Annotated in this window: 11 protein-coding genes and 1 other RNA gene; 9 read left to right on the top strand and 3 right to left on the bottom strand. The window is 75.6% G+C overall.

Features of this window, described 5'->3' with window-relative positions:
* Nucleotides 1–37: 37 nt before the first annotated feature.
* A complete protein-coding gene (locus ACFP1Z_RS21240; RefSeq protein ID WP_390318355.1) occupies nt 38–3,388 on the bottom strand; it encodes an FtsK/SpoIIIE domain-containing protein in 3,351 nt (1,116 codons plus the stop codon).
* Between the two features lie 549 nt (nt 3,389–3,937).
* Here ACFP1Z_RS21240 and ACFP1Z_RS21245 point away from each other — a divergent pair.
* The 3 genes from ACFP1Z_RS21245 (at nt 3,938) to prfB (ending at nt 8,971) form a co-directional block, all read left to right on the top strand.
* Nucleotides 3,938–5,737: a serine/threonine-protein kinase gene (locus tag ACFP1Z_RS21245; protein WP_390318356.1), complete on the top strand. Its 1,800-nt coding sequence runs from the start codon at nt 3,938–3,940 to the stop codon at nt 5,735–5,737.
* A gap of 185 nt (nt 5,738–5,922) precedes the next feature.
* Nucleotides 5,923–7,242, top strand: coding sequence for a serine/threonine-protein kinase (locus ACFP1Z_RS21250; RefSeq protein ID WP_390318358.1), 1,320 nt, complete (start codon nt 5,923–5,925; stop codon nt 7,240–7,242).
* A gap of 604 nt (nt 7,243–7,846) precedes the next feature.
* Nucleotides 7,847–8,971 (top strand): peptide chain release factor 2, encoded by a 1,125-nt coding sequence (gene prfB, locus ACFP1Z_RS21255; protein ID WP_390318360.1) that lies wholly within the window; start codon nt 7,847–7,849, stop codon nt 8,969–8,971.
* Between the two features lie 239 nt (nt 8,972–9,210).
* On the opposite strand, the gene ACFP1Z_RS21260 is transcribed toward prfB, so the two are convergent.
* Nucleotides 9,211–10,152: a hypothetical protein gene (locus tag ACFP1Z_RS21260; protein ID WP_390318362.1), complete on the bottom strand. Its 942-nt coding sequence runs from the start codon at nt 10,150–10,152 to the stop codon at nt 9,211–9,213.
* Nucleotides 10,153–10,171: 19 nt separating this feature from the next.
* Between ACFP1Z_RS21260 and ACFP1Z_RS21265 the strand changes: the two genes are divergently transcribed.
* On the top strand, nt 10,172–10,339 hold the full coding sequence (locus ACFP1Z_RS21265; RefSeq protein WP_390318364.1) for an LPXTG cell wall anchor domain-containing protein: 168 nt from the start codon (nt 10,172–10,174) through the stop codon (nt 10,337–10,339).
* 153 nt (nt 10,340–10,492) lie between these two features.
* On the opposite strand, the gene ACFP1Z_RS21270 is transcribed toward ACFP1Z_RS21265, so the two are convergent.
* Complete coding sequence (locus ACFP1Z_RS21270; protein ID WP_390318365.1) at nt 10,493–10,687, bottom strand: hypothetical protein; 195 nt, start codon at nt 10,685–10,687, stop codon at nt 10,493–10,495.
* A 274-nt stretch (nt 10,688–10,961) separates the two neighbouring features.
* Here ACFP1Z_RS21270 and ftsE point away from each other — a divergent pair, with 274 nt between their 5' ends.
* From ftsE to ssrA, 5 genes are all read left to right on the top strand, one after another.
* A complete protein-coding gene (ftsE, locus tag ACFP1Z_RS21275) occupies nt 10,962–11,651 on the top strand; it encodes a cell division ATP-binding protein FtsE (protein WP_390318367.1) in 690 nt (229 codons plus the stop codon).
* Between the two features lie 9 nt (nt 11,652–11,660).
* Nucleotides 11,661–12,575 carry a permease-like cell division protein FtsX gene (ftsX, locus tag ACFP1Z_RS21280; protein WP_390318369.1) on the top strand — a complete coding sequence of 305 codons (915 nt, stop codon included), beginning with the start codon at nt 11,661–11,663 and terminating at the stop codon, nt 12,573–12,575.
* A gap of 103 nt (nt 12,576–12,678) precedes the next feature.
* The gene (locus ACFP1Z_RS21285; RefSeq protein ID WP_390318371.1) at nt 12,679–13,968 is read left to right on the top strand and encodes a S41 family peptidase; all 1,290 of its coding nucleotides are present in this window, start codon (nt 12,679–12,681) and stop codon (nt 13,966–13,968) included.
* An 18-nt stretch (nt 13,969–13,986) separates the two neighbouring features.
* The gene (smpB, locus tag ACFP1Z_RS21290) at nt 13,987–14,487 is read left to right on the top strand and encodes an SsrA-binding protein SmpB (protein WP_390318372.1); all 501 of its coding nucleotides are present in this window, start codon (nt 13,987–13,989) and stop codon (nt 14,485–14,487) included.
* Between the two features lie 104 nt (nt 14,488–14,591).
* Nucleotides 14,592–14,961: a transfer-messenger RNA gene (ssrA, locus tag ACFP1Z_RS21295) on the top strand.
* Nucleotides 14,962–14,982 lie beyond the last annotated feature (21 nt).

A 14,982-nucleotide genomic window follows, 5' to 3' on the forward strand; every position in this document is an offset into this window, starting at 1 on the left:
ATGGCACGTCACACCCCGGCCGGGGGCCCGGCGCGGGTCACAGCAGCGGTGGCGCCGCCTCCGCTCCGGCCGACTGCGCCGCCCGCTGCAGCGCGCTGGCGAGCAGCGCCAGGTCGGTGGGCCCGTTGCCCAGCTCACGCAGCGGCCGGCGGGTCGGCGGGTCGCCCATGCGCTGCCAGTCCAGCGGCACCACGGTCGGCCGCAGGGTGGTCGTGCGCGGGATACGGCCGGTGACCCGGCCCGCCTGGAAGGGAGTCGTCGCCCCGTCGTCCGGCCGCAGCAGCCGGCCCCGGCCGGGCACCGGCCCGCCGCCGGTCTCGGCGGCCCCCTCGCAGGCGGGCGCGATCTCCAGCACGGCGCGCAGCCCGGACCGCTCGACCGCGGCGGTCTCCGCCGTACGGTCCGGACGGCCCGACGCGGTGATCAGGTGCACGCCCAGCCGCGCCCCCTCCCGGGCCACCGCCTCCAGGGCACGCACCACCGAACCCGCCGCCGGGCGGCCGGTGCTGCCGAGCGCGGGGGCGACCAGCGCGTCGAAGTCGTCGACGAGGACGACGAGCCGGGGCAGCGCCGTGTCGGCCGTGCGGGTCTGCTCCGCGCTCCGGGCCGTGCGCAGCTTCAGCGTGCCGCTGGGGGCCGGGTCCAGATCGCCCGCCCCGGCCGGGGCGACGGCGACCGCCCCCGGGTGCGGGGGACGCGCGGGGGGCGGGGAGTCCACCGGTCTGCGCGGCGCGACGATCCCGGGGCTCCCCGCCGCCGGCGGTGCGGTGCGGCGCTCGTGCCAGGCGGTGAAGTCCAGCTGCCCCAGCAGCTCGGCCCGGCGCTTGAGCTCGGAGCTGAGGGCCTGCGCGAACTCCCGCATGCGCACAGGGTCGTTGGCCGCGAGATGGGTCGACACGTGCGGCAGGTCCGTGCACAGCCGCAGGCCCTCGCCGCGCTCGGTGCCCGCGCCGTCGACCAGGACCAGCGAGAGCCGGTCGGGCCGGTCGGCGGCGGCCAGCGAGGCGGCCAGCGAGCGCAGCAGCTCGCTCTTGCCGCAGCCGGGACCGCCCTCGACCAGCAGATGCGGGCCGTCGGCCGCCAGGTCCACGGCCAGCGGCCCGTGCGGGCCGGCGCCGAGCACGGCCACGGCCCGGCCGCCCGGCCGGGCCCCCCGGTCCAGGGCGGAGGCCCAACGGGCCGTCAGCGAGGCGGGCGTGGCCCGCGCGAGCCCCAGCTCGTCGAGCAGCCGGGCCGTGCGCGGCAGCGCCGCCGCCACCCGCGCGTCCATGCCCCGCCCGCCCGAGGCGTCCGCCATCCGCAGCGGCGCCATGGCACGGGCGAACCGCTCCGCCCACGCCCGCGACACCGCGTCGACCGCCGCGATCACCGCGGCCCCCGCGTGCCCGGCCCCGCCGTACTGCGCCACGGGCGCCGGCTCGTCGGCGGCCGTCCCCCGGCCCTCCGCCACGAGCCCGCCGAACCGCCCAGCAGCCGCGGCGCGTTCGCCGTCCGTACCGCCCCGCGCGCTCGCGGGCGCGCGGTGGATCAGCTGCACCACCGTCGCCACGTCACCGCTCAGCAGCCCCACCGCCCCGCAGTACGGGAACGCCGGGGACACCGAGCGCGCCGTCGCCAGGGTCGCGGCGACGGGGGAAGCCGGCGTGGTGGCCGGGGCCTCCGCGAGCGCGATCAGATGGATGCCCGCAGCGGGACCCGCCACGGCCAGCCGCGCGACGCTCTCGCGCAGCTCCGCCGAACCCGGGTCGCCGTCCACCACCAGCACCGTGTACGGGCCGGGGTGGCGCTCGGCGGCCGCCGCCACGGCCGCCTCCGGGGCGGCCGCCCAGTGCGGGCCGAGCGGGCCCTCGTCGAGACGGCGCGTGAGCTCCGCGACGCGGGCCGCCGCCTGCTCGCGGTCGTAGGCCAGCAGCAGCCGGCAGTCCTGGCCGCGCGCCGGGCGCAGCTGCGGCAGCCAGCCCGTCCACGACCACTCCGCGAGCCGCTCCGCCGCCGGGCGCGCGCGGTCCGCGCTGATCAGCACGCACTCCAGCACAGTCGGCGAGTGCAGTGCCGCGAGCTGCGCGAGCACCGAGCGGGCCAGCCCGGCCAGCCGCTCCCGGGGCCCGGCCAGCCCCAGCGCGCCCGCCTGCCGCAGGGCGACCGTCACCGGCACGGACCTCAGGGGGGCGCCGTCGGCGGGGCAGCGGTCGGCGGTGCCCAGCCGCACCGTCAGCAGATCCGCGTGGTCGCCGCCGCGCTCCCACAGGCGCGGGCCCGGGCCGAGCGCGGTCAGCAGCACGCCCGCCGGATCCGGCCAGCGCTCGCGCAGCGCGGCCGCCTCGGCGTCGGCCCGCTCCGCGTCGGCCTCCTGCGGGCCGTCCTCGCCGGGCCGGACGCCGTCCGCCGCGCCGCGCCCGCCGGCCAGCCTGCGGGCCCATGCGCCTATGCCGCGGACCGGGCCGCCGCGCCCTGCCGCCCCGGCCGGCGGCGGGGCCAGGGGGACGCCGCGCCCGCCGTGGGTGAGGGGGCCGTCGTGCCCGTCCGTACCGGCGGAGGGCTCCTCGTACGCGGCGGGGCCGGGCCCGTACGGCCCCGCTTCCGCCCCCTGGTGCGCGCCCGGCTCGGCGGGCTGCCAGGAGCCGGGCGCGTGCGGGCCGCCCAGCCACGGGCCCGTCACCGGCGGCGGCACCTCCCCGGCCGGACCGGGTCCGGCCTCCCCGGCGCCCACCCGCAGATGGCCCTCGCCGTCCGGAGCCGCCGGCAGCACGCGCGGGTGCGTCCCGCCGCCGCCCCGCGTGCCGTGCAGGCTCAGGGCGGACTCGCCGACCCGCAGCAGCGCGCCCGGCGCGAACGCCACCGGCTGCTCGCCGACCCGCTCGCCGCCCAGCGTGGTGCCGTTGGTGGAGCCGAGGTCGCGCAGGGTCACCGCGCCGTCCTCGTGCAGGGTGACCGCGCAGTGCAGGCGGGAGACGTCCGGGTCGTCCAGGGGCACGTCCGCGCCCGCCGAGCGGCCGATACGGACCTCCCCGCCGTGCAGCAGATGCACGCCGCCCGCATCGGGCCCGGAGACCACATGCAGCCGGGCGGCGGCCTCCGGCAGCCCGGACAGCAGCACGCCCGCGTGCTGCTCCGGATCGGCCGGGGCGGTCAGCGACAGCACGGCGCCGTCGATCAGCGGCGGCTCGCCCAGCGCGCAGCGCTGGGCGTCGAGCCGCTCGGTGCCCGCGTAGACCGCGGCCGCTCCGCTGCCGAGGTCCGCGCCCGCCGCCGCGACGGCCGCGGCGAGCCCGCTGGTCACGCTCGCGAGGGCGGTCCCCGTGGGGGCGGTCACGAGCACGTCGCAGGCGCATGCGGCCCGGTCGGTGCGGCCGCTGAGCGGCCCGAGGACGGTCAGCCTGATCTGCATCGCCGTCAACGGTCCCTTCCTGCCCCCGGCCCGGCCGGGGACTGCTCGGCCCTCGCGGCCGTCCCCCACCGTGCACGGGCGCTTCGGCACGTACAGGTCGCCACGTCGCTCCGGGGCCCGCGCTGCCGCCCCACCGCATCCGTGCTGCGAGCATCCTCGCACCTGCCGCCGACAACGCGCCCGGCAAGACCCCAGATTCATGATCTTGCGGTTCCGCGAGGGACGGGCGCGCGGCCACCGGTGACCGGACCGTGCCGACGAATGGCGCGAGGTGTCCGTAGCGGGATCGTTACGGGCCCGGCGGCGGCCCCTCTTGTGCTGCTTCCGTGCCTGTTCGTGACGGCTTTCCGGCGGGCGGCGCGACGGGGCGCGACGGCGGCGCGGAGCCGCGCCGTCCGCCTCCCGGCAACCACGGGCCCGGTGGGGGCGTCCTTCCCGTAAGCCCCACTGATTCCGGCAGGCCGGTGGCCCGTGCGACAGCACTACAGTGGGCGGAGGCCGGGTACGACGGAGGCCACGGCGAACTTTCACGATCAGGGAGCGCATGACGTGCGGCCGGTAGGCAGCAAGTACCTCCTGGAGGAGGTGCTCGGACGCGGGGCGACGGGCACCGTCTGGCGCGCCCGCCAGAGGGAGGCGGCGGGGGCCGAGGCCGCCGTGGCCGGACAGCCCGGCGAGACCGTCGCCATCAAGGTCCTCAAGGAGGAGCTGGCCAACGACGCGGACGTGGTGATGCGCTTCCTGCGGGAGCGCTCGGTCCTGCTGCGCCTCACCCACCCCAACATCGTCCGCACCCGCGACCTCGTCGTCGAGGGCGATCTCCTCGCCCTGGTGATGGATCTCGTCGACGGGCCCGACCTGCACCGCTACCTGCGCGAGAACGGCCCGTTCACCCCGGTCGCGGCCGCCCTGCTCACCGCGCAGATCGCCGACGCGCTCGCCGCCAGCCACGCCGACGGCGTCGTCCACCGCGACCTCAAGCCCGCCAACGTGCTGCTCGCCGGCGCCGACGGCGACCTGATGCGGCCGATGCTCACCGACTTCGGCATCGCGCGCCTGGCCGACTCGCCCGGCCTGACCCGCACCCACGAGTTCGTCGGCACGCCCGCCTACGTCGCGCCCGAGTCCGCCGAGGGCCGCCCGCAGACCTCCGCCGTCGACATCTACGGCGCGGGCATCCTGCTGTACGAACTGGTCACCGGGCGGCCGCCCTTCGCCGGCGCGACCGCCCTGGAAGTGCTGCACCGGCACCTGAGCGAGGAGCCGCGCCGCCCCACCACGCTCCCCGAGCCCCTGTGGACGGTCATCGAGCGCTGCCTGCGCAAGCGCCCCGAGGAGCGGCCGAGCGCCGAGAACCTCGCGCGCGCCCTGCGTGTGGTCGCCGCGGGCGTCGGGGTGCACGCCTCCCCGCAGCAGGCCGAGGCCGCGCTCGGCGTCGGCGCGCTCCTCGCCCCGGACCCGGAGCCCGCGCACGTGCCGGGCACGGGGGAGGGCACGGGCGCCGCCGACCCCACGCAGGTGCTGCCGCCGGCCGGCGCCGGGTACCCGGGCGGGTACGACCCGAACGGGGCGACCAGCGTGCTGCCCAGCACCGGCGGGCCGCACGGCGCCGGTGACCCCACGCGCGTGCTGCCCACGGGCCCGGGCCCGGCGGGCGGCGCCGATCCGACCCGCGTCATGCCCACGGGCTCCGGCCCGGCGGGCGGCGCCGACCCCACGCGCGCCATGCCCCCCGTGCCCCCGCTGCCGCCCGGGCAGGACGGCGACGGGGCGCACCCGTGGCAGACCCAGCTGCGCGCGGCCCGCGACCGCAACGACCAGACCGAGGTCCGCTACCTCGACCCCAGCGAGGACCCGCTGCGCCGCCGCCCCCAGCGCCGGGCGGCCCCGCAGCCGCCGGCCCCGCAGGGGCAGCCGCCGCAGCCGTACCCGCAGCAGGGCTACGCGCCGCACTACCCGCCCCAGCCCCAGGGGTACGCGCCGCAGCCGCAGCCCCAGCAGCAGCCGTACGCGCCGCAGCGCCCCGCCCGCCGCCAGGCCCCGGTGCCGCGCCATCAGGAGCCGCAGCCGCAGAGGTACGCCCCCGAGCCGCCCGCGCCCGCCCCGCGCCGCGAGCCGCGGCCGCCCCGGCAGCGCGGTGCCAACCCGATGCGGATCCCCGGGCTCGGCTGCCTCAAGGGCTGTCTGTTCATGGTCCTGCTGCTCGTCGTCGGCTCCTGGCTGGTGTGGGAGTTCACCCCGCTCAAGGACTGGGTCGCCGACGGGCGCGGCTTCTGGGACACGACCTGGAAGTGGGTCTCGGACGTCAAGGACTGGGTTTCGAGTCTCGGCGGACCGTCCGGAAAGTAGCGCCGCACGGCCCGCGCCGAGCCCTCGTCCTGTGGATTTGTCGACACCTGAAGGGTGTTTTCCGGGGCGGAAGCGAGGGTTGGCGCTGTTCGGTGTCCCTAACGTCCCGTCAGCCGCGTAGCTTTGTCGCCAACGCGCCTCCCGATGCGGACGGCGGCGGAAGTCAGGAAGGAGCCGGAGCAGCCTTGGCACGGAAGATCGGCAGCCGGTACACCGCCCACCAGGTCCTCGGCCGCGGCAGCGCCGGCACGGTATGGCTCGGCGAGGGCCCCGAGGGCCCGGTCGCCATCAAGCTCCTGCGCGAGGACCTCGCCTCGGACCAGGAGCTCGTCGGCCGCTTCGTGCAGGAGCGGGCCGCCCTCCTCGGCCTCGACCACCCCCATGTCGTCGGCGTGCGCGACCTCGTCGTCGACGGCAACGACCTCGCACTCGTCATGGACCTCGTGCGCGGCACGGATCTGCGCACCCGGCTCGACCGCGAGCGGCGCCTGGCCCCCGAGGCCGCCGTCGCCATCGTCGCCGACGTCGCCGAGGGCCTCGCGGCGGCCCACGCCGCCGGGATCGTGCACCGCGACGTCAAGCCCGAGAACGTCCTGCTCGACATGCAGGGGCCGCTCGGCCCCGGCGGCGCGCACCCCGCGCTGCTCACCGACTTCGGCATCGCGCGCCTGGTCGACGTGCCCCGCCCGGCCCGCGAGCGGCAGCCCGGGGGCGGCCCCGGCGGCGGCCGGACCGTCGGCCCGCGCAGCGTCATCGGCACCCCCGACTACCTCGCCCCCGAGATCGTCGAGGGGCTCCCGCCGCGCGCCTCCGTCGACGTGTACGCGCTGGCGACCGTCCTGTACGAGCTGCTCGCCGGCTTCACACCGTTCGGCGGCGGCCATCCCGGGGCGGTGCTGCGCCGGCACGTCACCGAGACCGTGGCCCCGCTGCCGGGCATCCCCGACGAGCTGTGGCAGCTCCTCGTCCAGTGCCTGGCCAAGGGCCCGGCGTCCCGGCTGCGCGCCCCGGAGCTGGCCGCGCGGCTGCGCGAGCTGCTGCCCGGGCTGGCCGGACTGCCGCCGCTGGACATCGACGAACCGGAGGAGGACGAGCCGGTCGCCGTGCCCGACGGGGCGGCGGTCCGCGAGGGCGCCGTGGAGAGCGCGCGCGGCGCGGTGGACGCGGCCGTGCCGGTGCGGCGCCGGGGGGCGGTGCCGCTCGTGCCGGGCGCTGTCTCCGACTCCAGCCGTGAGACCCATACGAGCATGCGGGTGCCCAGCCCGGCCGAGCTCGCGGGCGGGGCGCACGGCACCGCCCGTACGCCCCGCGCACCGGGCCAGCGCCGGGCGGGCTCGGCCCGGCACCGCTCACCCGCCGAGACCCGGCGCCGCCGCATCAAGTTCGGGGCGGCGGCGGTGGCCCTGGCGACGGCGGCGGGCATCGGCGGCTGGTTCGCCGCCTCCGACCACGACGGTCCCGCCCCCGACCGCCCCGGCGTCCACCGCGAGGACACCCCGCGGTAGCGCTCCGCGCGGGGCGGGTGGGGTGTACGGCTCCGGGCGGGCCCGGGCTGCCCGACAGCCACGGGCTGAGGCCCGCAGCGTCCGGCACGGGTCTGCCCCGGCGGCAGAACTTCGGCACCCGCCCCACCGGTGTGCGGCCCGCCGGGAGCGGCCTCCGGCCCCTGCCGTCTCCGGGCGGCACGCCTGCGGGCACCCGGCGCCCGTGTCCCCGCCCCTGACCCGGCTGTCGGCGGTCTCCGGGCGGAGCCGGCCCGCGCGGCAGAACTCCGGGCACCCGGCCCCGCTGTGTCCGGGCAGGGCCCGCCCCCGCCCGGTGTGCGGCCCGCCGGGAGCGGCCTCCTGCCCCTGCCGCCTCCGGGCGGGGAAGCGGGGCCGGGGGTCCGCCCCGGTACCGGCTGTCGGTGCTCTCCCGGCGGAGCCGCCCCCGGTGCCAGGGGCAGGGAGACGGGCGCCGGGCCCCGCCCCGGCACCGGCTCTCGGCGGCCCCCCGGCGGAGCCGCCCCGTACCGGGCCGCCCGGCCCGTTTCCGGGGCCCCGGAGCCGGGTGCTGCGGGCGTCAGCCCGCCCGGCACCGAGTGCTCCGCGCAGCCGTTAGGCTGGGTTCGTGGCAGTCGTTGATGTATCCGAAGAGCTGAAGTCCCTCTCCTCGACCATGGGGTCGATCGAGGCCGTCCTGGACCTCGACAAGATGAGGGCCGACATCGCCGTGCTCGAGGAGCAGGCGGCCGCCCCGTCCCTGTGGGACGACCCGGAGGCGGCGCAGAAGATCACCAGTCGGCTCTCGCACCTCCAGGCGGAGCTGCGCAAGACCGAGTCGCTGCGCGGCCGGATCGACGACCTCGGGGTGCTCTTCGAGCTCGCCGAGGCCGAGGACGACGCCGACGCCCTCGCCGAGGCCGAGTCCGAGCTGGCCTCCGTCCGCAAGGCGCTGGACGAGATGGAGGTCCGTACCCTCCTGTCCGGCGAGTACGACGCCCGTGAGGCGCTGGTGAACATCCGCGCCGAGGCCGGCGGCGTCGACGCCTCCGACTTCGCCGAGCGCCTGCAGCGCATGTATCTGCGCTGGGCCGAGCGCCACGGCTACAAGACGGAGATCTACGAGACCTCCTACGCGGAGGAGGCCGGCATCAAGTCGACCACCTTCGCCGTCCAGGCCCCCTACGCCTACGGCACGCTCTCGGTCGAGCAGGGCACCCACCGTCTCGTGCGCATCTCGCCGTTCGACAACCAGGGGCGTCGCCAGACCTCCTTCGCGGGTGTCGAGGTGCTGCCGGTCGTCGAGCAGAGCGACCACGTCGACATCGACGAGTCCGAGCTGCGCATCGACGTCTACCGTTCCTCCGGCCCCGGCGGCCAGGGTGTGAACACCACCGACTCGGCGGTGCGCATCACGCACATCCCGACGGGCATCGTCGTCTCCTGCCAGAACGAGCGCTCGCAGATCCAGAACCGGGCGACCGCGATGAACGTGCTGCAGGCGAAGCTGCTGGAGCGGCGCCGGCAGGAGGAGCAGGCCAAGATGGACGCCCTCAAGGGCGACGGCGGCAACTCCTGGGGAAACCAGATGCGTTCGTACGTCCTGCACCCCTACCAGATGGTCAAGGACCTGCGTACCGAGTTCGAGGTCGGCAACCCGACCTCCGTGCTGGACGGTGACATCGACGGCTTCCTGGAGGCGGGCATCCGCTGGCGCAAGCAGCAGGAGCAGCAGGCGAAGCAGGAGCAGTAGCCGCGGGGGGACGGAGGTCCGTCCCCTGACAAGTGCCGCCGAGCACCCCATAGTTGGACATTCCGCCCGTATCAGCCTTGACGCTGCCTCAAAAAGTGGCAAGGCTGGCGGGCGGCATGCGTATCACTGGGGCGCGTGCGGCGGGGGCGGCCGGGTCCGGCCGGTACGGCCGGTGACGGCGCTCCCCGGTCCGCGCGCAATCACCGCCCCGGGCATGGCCGTTCCCAAGACGAGACCGGCTACTGGGGGTAGCAGCATATGACCAAGAAGACGCGGCTGCGGGTCGCGCGCATAGCCGCGGGCGCGGTTGTCGCGGCGGGCGCCTCGCTGACCGCCGCCGGGGCCGCCGCGGCCGCCGGCGTCCACGTCCAGGTCCCCGGCATCGCCGTCACGGACCCGGACCACATTCCGCAGGGCGGGCAGACCGCGGGCGGCACGACGGCCGGCGGTACGGGCACCGCCGCGGGCGGCGCGGGCACCGAGGGGAGCACGGCGGGTCCGGGCAGCACCACCTCGGGCACGTCGGGCAGCAGCACGTCGGGTACGTCCGGCAGTACGACGGACGGCTCGACGGCGGGCCCCGGCAGCACCACCTCGGGCACGTCCGGTTCGAGCACCTCGGGCACGTCCGGCAGTTCCACCTCGGGCACGTCGGGCAGCTCCACGTCGGGTACGGGCACGACCGGCAGCTCCACGTCCGGCAGCTCCTCCGGTACGTCCGGTGAGACGACCACGGGCAGCACGACGTCCGGCACGTCGGGCAGCTCCACGTCGGGCAGCTCCACGTCGGGCAGCTCCTCCGGCACGTCCGGTGAGACCACCTCCGGTACGTCCGGCAGCTCCACCTCGGGCACGACCGGCAGCACGACCTCCGGCACGAGCACCGGCGGCAGCTCCACCGGTACGTCCGGCGGTTCCTCCTCCGGTACGAGCACGGGCGGCACCGGTACGACGGGCAGTACGACCACCGGCGGCCAGGGCACCTCCGGCGGCACCGGCAGCACCGGCGGCGGCGAGCACGGCAGCACCGGCGGTGAGCACAGCGGCACCGGCGGTGCCACGGGCAGCAGCACCGGCGGCGGCAACGGTTCCGCCACCCCCGGCAACAACGGCTCCGCCAACGGCAACGCCACCGGTCCCGTCTGCCCCGTCGACACCGCGAGCAACTGCGCGACGGGCACGGACGGTACGGTCCAGCCCGTGCAGCAGGCCAAGCCCAAGGAGGAGCTGGCCCAGACCGGCGAGCTCGCCCAGACCGGTGCCGGTCAGGCGGCCTATCTGGCCGTCGGCGCCGCGACGATGATCGCCGGCGGTATCGGCTTCCGGCTGCTGCCGCGGCTGATGACCCGCGGCGGCACCACGGCCTGACCCCGCGCGGGCCCTCGCTCCGCTTCCGCCCCGAGCGCCGCGGCGGACGGGGCCGCGCACACGCGGAAGGGCCCGGGACGCCTCGCGTCCCGGGCCCTTCGGCACGTCACGACCACGAAAGCGCGCACATCGCGCCCGTGAGTAACCGATCGCTCACACGGCGAAGTTGTTGGCGAGCACCGCGAGCGCTATGAGCGCCACCAGCAGCACGAGCAGGGCCGCCGGGGTCAGCCCGGCGAAGACGCCTGCCTGCTGCTGCAGCCGCTCCCTGCTGGCCCGGCAGACCGGGCACCGGCCCTCGCTGACGGGGGCCGCGCAGTTGGCGCACACCAGTCGGTCGCATGTCATGCGATCTCCTCCTCCGGTACGTCCAACGCGTGGGAGAGCCGGGCGGTTCCCTCCATCACGGCGGCGGCCCGGCCGCTCACGCGGCGCGGCTGCCGGCCGGCGCGGACGCAGCCCCTTTGTCCTCGGTTTGTCCCCGGCGGGGTCGGTAATAAACGCGCCAACAGCGTACGCCGACTGCACGCGCACCGGTGCTTCGCGTAGGGTCACGCACACCGACGGAAGCCGTGGAACGCGGCGTTCCGTGTTCCCTGTCCCGGCCGACGCGTGGTGCACCGTGATCCGATTCGACAACGTCTCCAAGTCCTACCCCAAGCAGAACCGTCCGGCACTCCGCGACGTCTCGCTGGAGATCGAGAAGGGTGAGTTCGTCTTCCTGGTCGGCTCGTCCGGCTCCGGCAAGTCCACCTTCCTGAGGCTGCTGCTGCGCGAGGAGCGCGCCACCTCCGGCCAGGTCCATGTGCTCGGCAAGGACCTGGCCCGGCTCTCCAACTGGAAGGTGCCGCACATGCGCCGCCAGCTGGGCACCGTCTTCCAGGACTTCCGGCTGCTGCCCAGCAAGACGGTCGGCGAGAACGTCGCCTTCGCCCTGGAGGTCATCGGCAAACCGCGCGGCGAGATCCGCAAGGCCGTCCCCCAGGTCCTCGAACTCGTGGGCCTGGGCGGCAAGGAGGAGCGCATGCCCGGCGAACTCTCCGGCGGTGAACAGCAGCGCGTCGCCATCGCCCGCGCGTTCGTCAACCGGCCGCTGCTGCTGATCGCCGACGAGCCCACCGGCAACCTGGACCCGCAGACCTCCGTCGGCATCATGAAGCTGCTGGACCGGATCAACCGGACGGGGACCACGGTCATCATGGCCACCCACGACCAGCAGATCGTGGACCAGATGCGCAAGCGCGTCATCGAATTGGAAAAGGGCCGTCTCGTGCGCGACCAGTCGCGCGGCGTCTACGGCTACCAGCACTGAAAGGACGCCATGCGCGCCCAGTTCGTCCTGTCGGAGATCGGCGTCGGTCTCCGCCGCAATCTCACGATGACCTTCGCGGTCATCGTCTCCGTCGCCCTCTCGCTCGCCCTCTTCGGCGGGTCGCTGCTCATGCGCGAGCAGGTCAGCACGATGAAGGGCTACTGGTACGACAAGGTCAACGTCTCCATCTACCTCTGCAACAAGACGGACGCGGAGTCCTTCCCGTCCTGCGCGAAGGGGGCGGTCACCGAGGACCAGAAGAAGGAGATCCGCGCCGACCTGGAGAAGATGCCGCTCGTCCAGAGCGTCCAGTTCGAGACCGCGGAGGAGGCGTACAAGCACTACCAGGAGCAGTTCGGCAAGAGTTCCCCGATCGCCGGCTACCTGACCCTGGACCAGATGCAGGAGTCCTTCCGCGTCAAGCTCAAGGACCCCGCCAAGTACGAGGTCATCTCCAGCGCCTTCACCAAGCGGCCCGGCGTGCAGTCCGTACAGGACCAGCGCGCGGTGCTCTCCAACATCCTCAACCTGCTCAACGGCATGAACGCCGCGGCGCTCGGACTGATGGCGCTGATGCTCGTCGTCGCGCTGATGCTGATCGTCAACACCGTGCGGGTGTCGGCGTTCAGCCGCCGCCGCGAGACCGGGATCATGCGGCTGGTCGGCGCCTCCAGCTTCTACATCCAGATCCCGTTCGTGATGGAGGCCGCCTTCGCCGGGCTCCTCGGCGGCGGGCTCGCGTGCGTGCTGCTGGTGTGCGGCCAGTACTTCCTCGTCGACAACTGGCTGGTGCACCAGATCAACGTCATCCAGTTCCTCGGCTGGGACGCGGTCCTCGCCAAGCTGCCGCTGGTCATCGCCATCGGGCTGCTCATGCCCGCGCTCGCCGCGTTCGCGACGCTGCAGAAGTACCTCAAGGTGTAGCCGTCGCACGTGGGGCGCGAGCGCCCCGCGCTGAACCGGACGCTCAGGGCGCCGTGCGGTCAACTCCCCGTACGGCGCCCGCTTCTGTCCTAGACTCACGCGCATGCCCGACCCGGCGCGCTCGTTCCCACCCGGCCCGGCCCGGCCGTCGTCCTCCCGGGGGCGCCGCGCCCGGCGGGGCGCCGCCCTGACGCTGGTCTTCGCGGGCGTCCTGGCGACGGGCGCCGCCGCCGGGGCCTGGGCCCCCGCCGCCGGGCACCCGGGCCGCAGACCCACCGAGGCCCCCGCCCCGGAGACGGGGCACGCCGTGGGCGCGGCCCCCGGCGTCGACGCCCGTACGGCCGGACTGCGCGCCCTGGAGGCCGCCGCCGCCCGCACCGCCGGCGAGGCCGACGCGAGCGCCCCGGAGGACGGCGCCGGCACCGACCGCTGGAGCACCGTCTACAGCGCCCGCGAGTACGAGGGCTTCGAGCGCGCCCTGGACGGCGCGTACATCGGCGTCGGCCTGTCCCTGAGACGCGGCGCCGGCGGCAGCACCCTGGTCGACAGCGTCCGCGAGGGCAGCCCCGCCGCCCGCGCCGGGGTCCGGGCCGGCGACCGGCTGCGCGCCCTGGACGGGGTGCCCGTGGACGGCCGGCCGGTCACCGAGGTCGTGGCCCGGCTGCGCGGCGACCCCGAGCCCCCCGAGGGCCCCGGCGGCAGACCGCTCACCGCGCCGGGCCCGGCCATCCCCGGCACCCCGGTCCGGCTCGGCCTGGAGCGGGCCGGGCGCGGCTGGGAGCGCACCGTCTACCGGGAGCGGCTGACCTCCGAGAGCGTCGCCGTCGAGCGGCTGCGCGGCACGGCCGGCGGCCCCCCGGCCACCCGGATCAAGGTCTCCTCCTTCACCCGCGGCACCGGCGAGCGCGTCCGCCGCGCGGTGCGCGAGGCCGCCCCCGGCGAGGGCGTCCTGCTCGATCTGCGGGGCAACTCCGGGGGCCTGGTCAGCGAGGCCGTGACCGCCGCCTCCGCCTTCCTCGACGGCGGCCCCGTCGCCACCTACGACGTGCACGGCCGGCAGCGGGTGCTGCGGGCCGTCCCCGGCGGGGCCACCGGGCCCCCGCTCGTCGTCCTCGTCGACGGGGGCACCATGAGCGCCGCCGAGCTGCTCACCGGGGCGCTGCAGGACCGGGGCCGCGCCGTCGTCGTCGGCTCCCGCACCTTCGGCAAGGGCTCGGTGCAGATGCCGAGCCTGCTGCCCGACGGCTCCGTCGCCGAACTGACCGTCGGCCACTACCGCACCCCCGCCGGCCACGCCGTCGACGGCCACGGCATCGTGCCCGACGTGCCCGTGCGGGGCGATGCCGAGCAGCGGGCCCGGGAAGTATTGACTGGCCTGGGGACCGGGTCCTAGTGCGACAATGGCCGCACTATGGGAAAGCAGTTGAGCAAGGCGGCCAAGGAGCCGGGCCGCAAGCTGATCGCGCAGAACAAGAAGGCGCGGCACGACTACCACATCCTCACCACCTACGAGTGCGGCATGGTGCTCACCGGCACCGAGGTCAAGTCCCTGCGCCAGGGCCGTGCTTCGCTCGCCGACGGCTTCGTGCAGATGGACGGTGGCGAGGCGTGGCTGCACAACGTCCACATCCCCGAGTACAGCCAGGGCACGTGGACCAACCACGCCGCGCGCCGCAAGCGCAAGCTGCTGCTGCACCGCGTGGAGATCGACAAGCTCACGTCCAAGAGCCAGGAGACGGGGCACACGATCGTGCCGCTGTCGCTGTACTTCAAGGACGGCCGGGCCAAGGTCGAGATCGCCCTCGCCAAGGGCAAGAAGGAGTACGACAAGCGGCAGACGCTGCGCGAGAAGCAGGACCGCCGCGAGTCCGACCGCGCCATCGCCGCCGCGCGGCGCCGTCAGCGGCACTAGAATTCGCTGGCACGGCCGCGTGGCGGTCGCGTACGATGGAGATCGCACCCCAGCAGGGGCGCACGCACCCCGCTCGCGCGGGGAGCAGCTTGAAAACACCACATGGGGATGATCGGTTTCGACAGCGGATGTCGAAGCAGGGGAAGCGAGCCGAGGAAGCGGCCATGATCTCGTAAACCACAGGCCGAAACCAATAATCGCCAACACCAAGCGCGATTCCTTCGCCCTCGCTGCCTAAGCAGCGACTTGCGAAGTGTCAGCCCGGGGCTGTTCCCGACCCGGATCCTGGCATCAGCTAGGGGACTAAACCACTAGGTCCGGTCACGGGACCGAGTGGGAAACCAAACAGTGACTGAGCCCGTCGGAGACTTGTCCGTGTGATCTCCGGGGCCGAGAAAAGCGCAGCGGACTGCGCTCGGAGAAGCCCTGTTTCCGCACCGTTGGACGCGGGTTCGATTCCCGCCATCTCCACTCCCCATGAGAGAGCCCCCGGCC

This window comes from Streptomyces gamaensis (assembly GCF_042656465.1).
GTDB classification, from domain to species: Bacteria; Actinomycetota; Actinomycetes; order Streptomycetales; family Streptomycetaceae; genus Streptomyces; species Streptomyces gamaensis.

Coding starts and splice junctions, on each gene's coding strand:
- ACFP1Z_RS21240 (WP_390318355.1), bottom strand. CDS start 3,388: ATGCAGATCAGGCTGACCGTCCTCGGGCCGCTCAGCGGCCGCACCGAC.
- ACFP1Z_RS21270 (WP_390318365.1), bottom strand. CDS start 10,687: ATGACATGCGACCGACTGGTGTGCGCCAACTGCGCGGCCCCCGTCAGC.
- ftsX (WP_390318369.1), top strand. CDS start 11,661: ATGCGCGCCCAGTTCGTCCTGTCGGAGATCGGCGTCGGTCTCCGCCGC.
- ACFP1Z_RS21285 (WP_390318371.1), top strand. CDS start 12,679: ATGCCCGACCCGGCGCGCTCGTTCCCACCCGGCCCGGCCCGGCCGTCG.
- smpB (WP_390318372.1), top strand. CDS start 13,987: ATGGGAAAGCAGTTGAGCAAGGCGGCCAAGGAGCCGGGCCGCAAGCTG.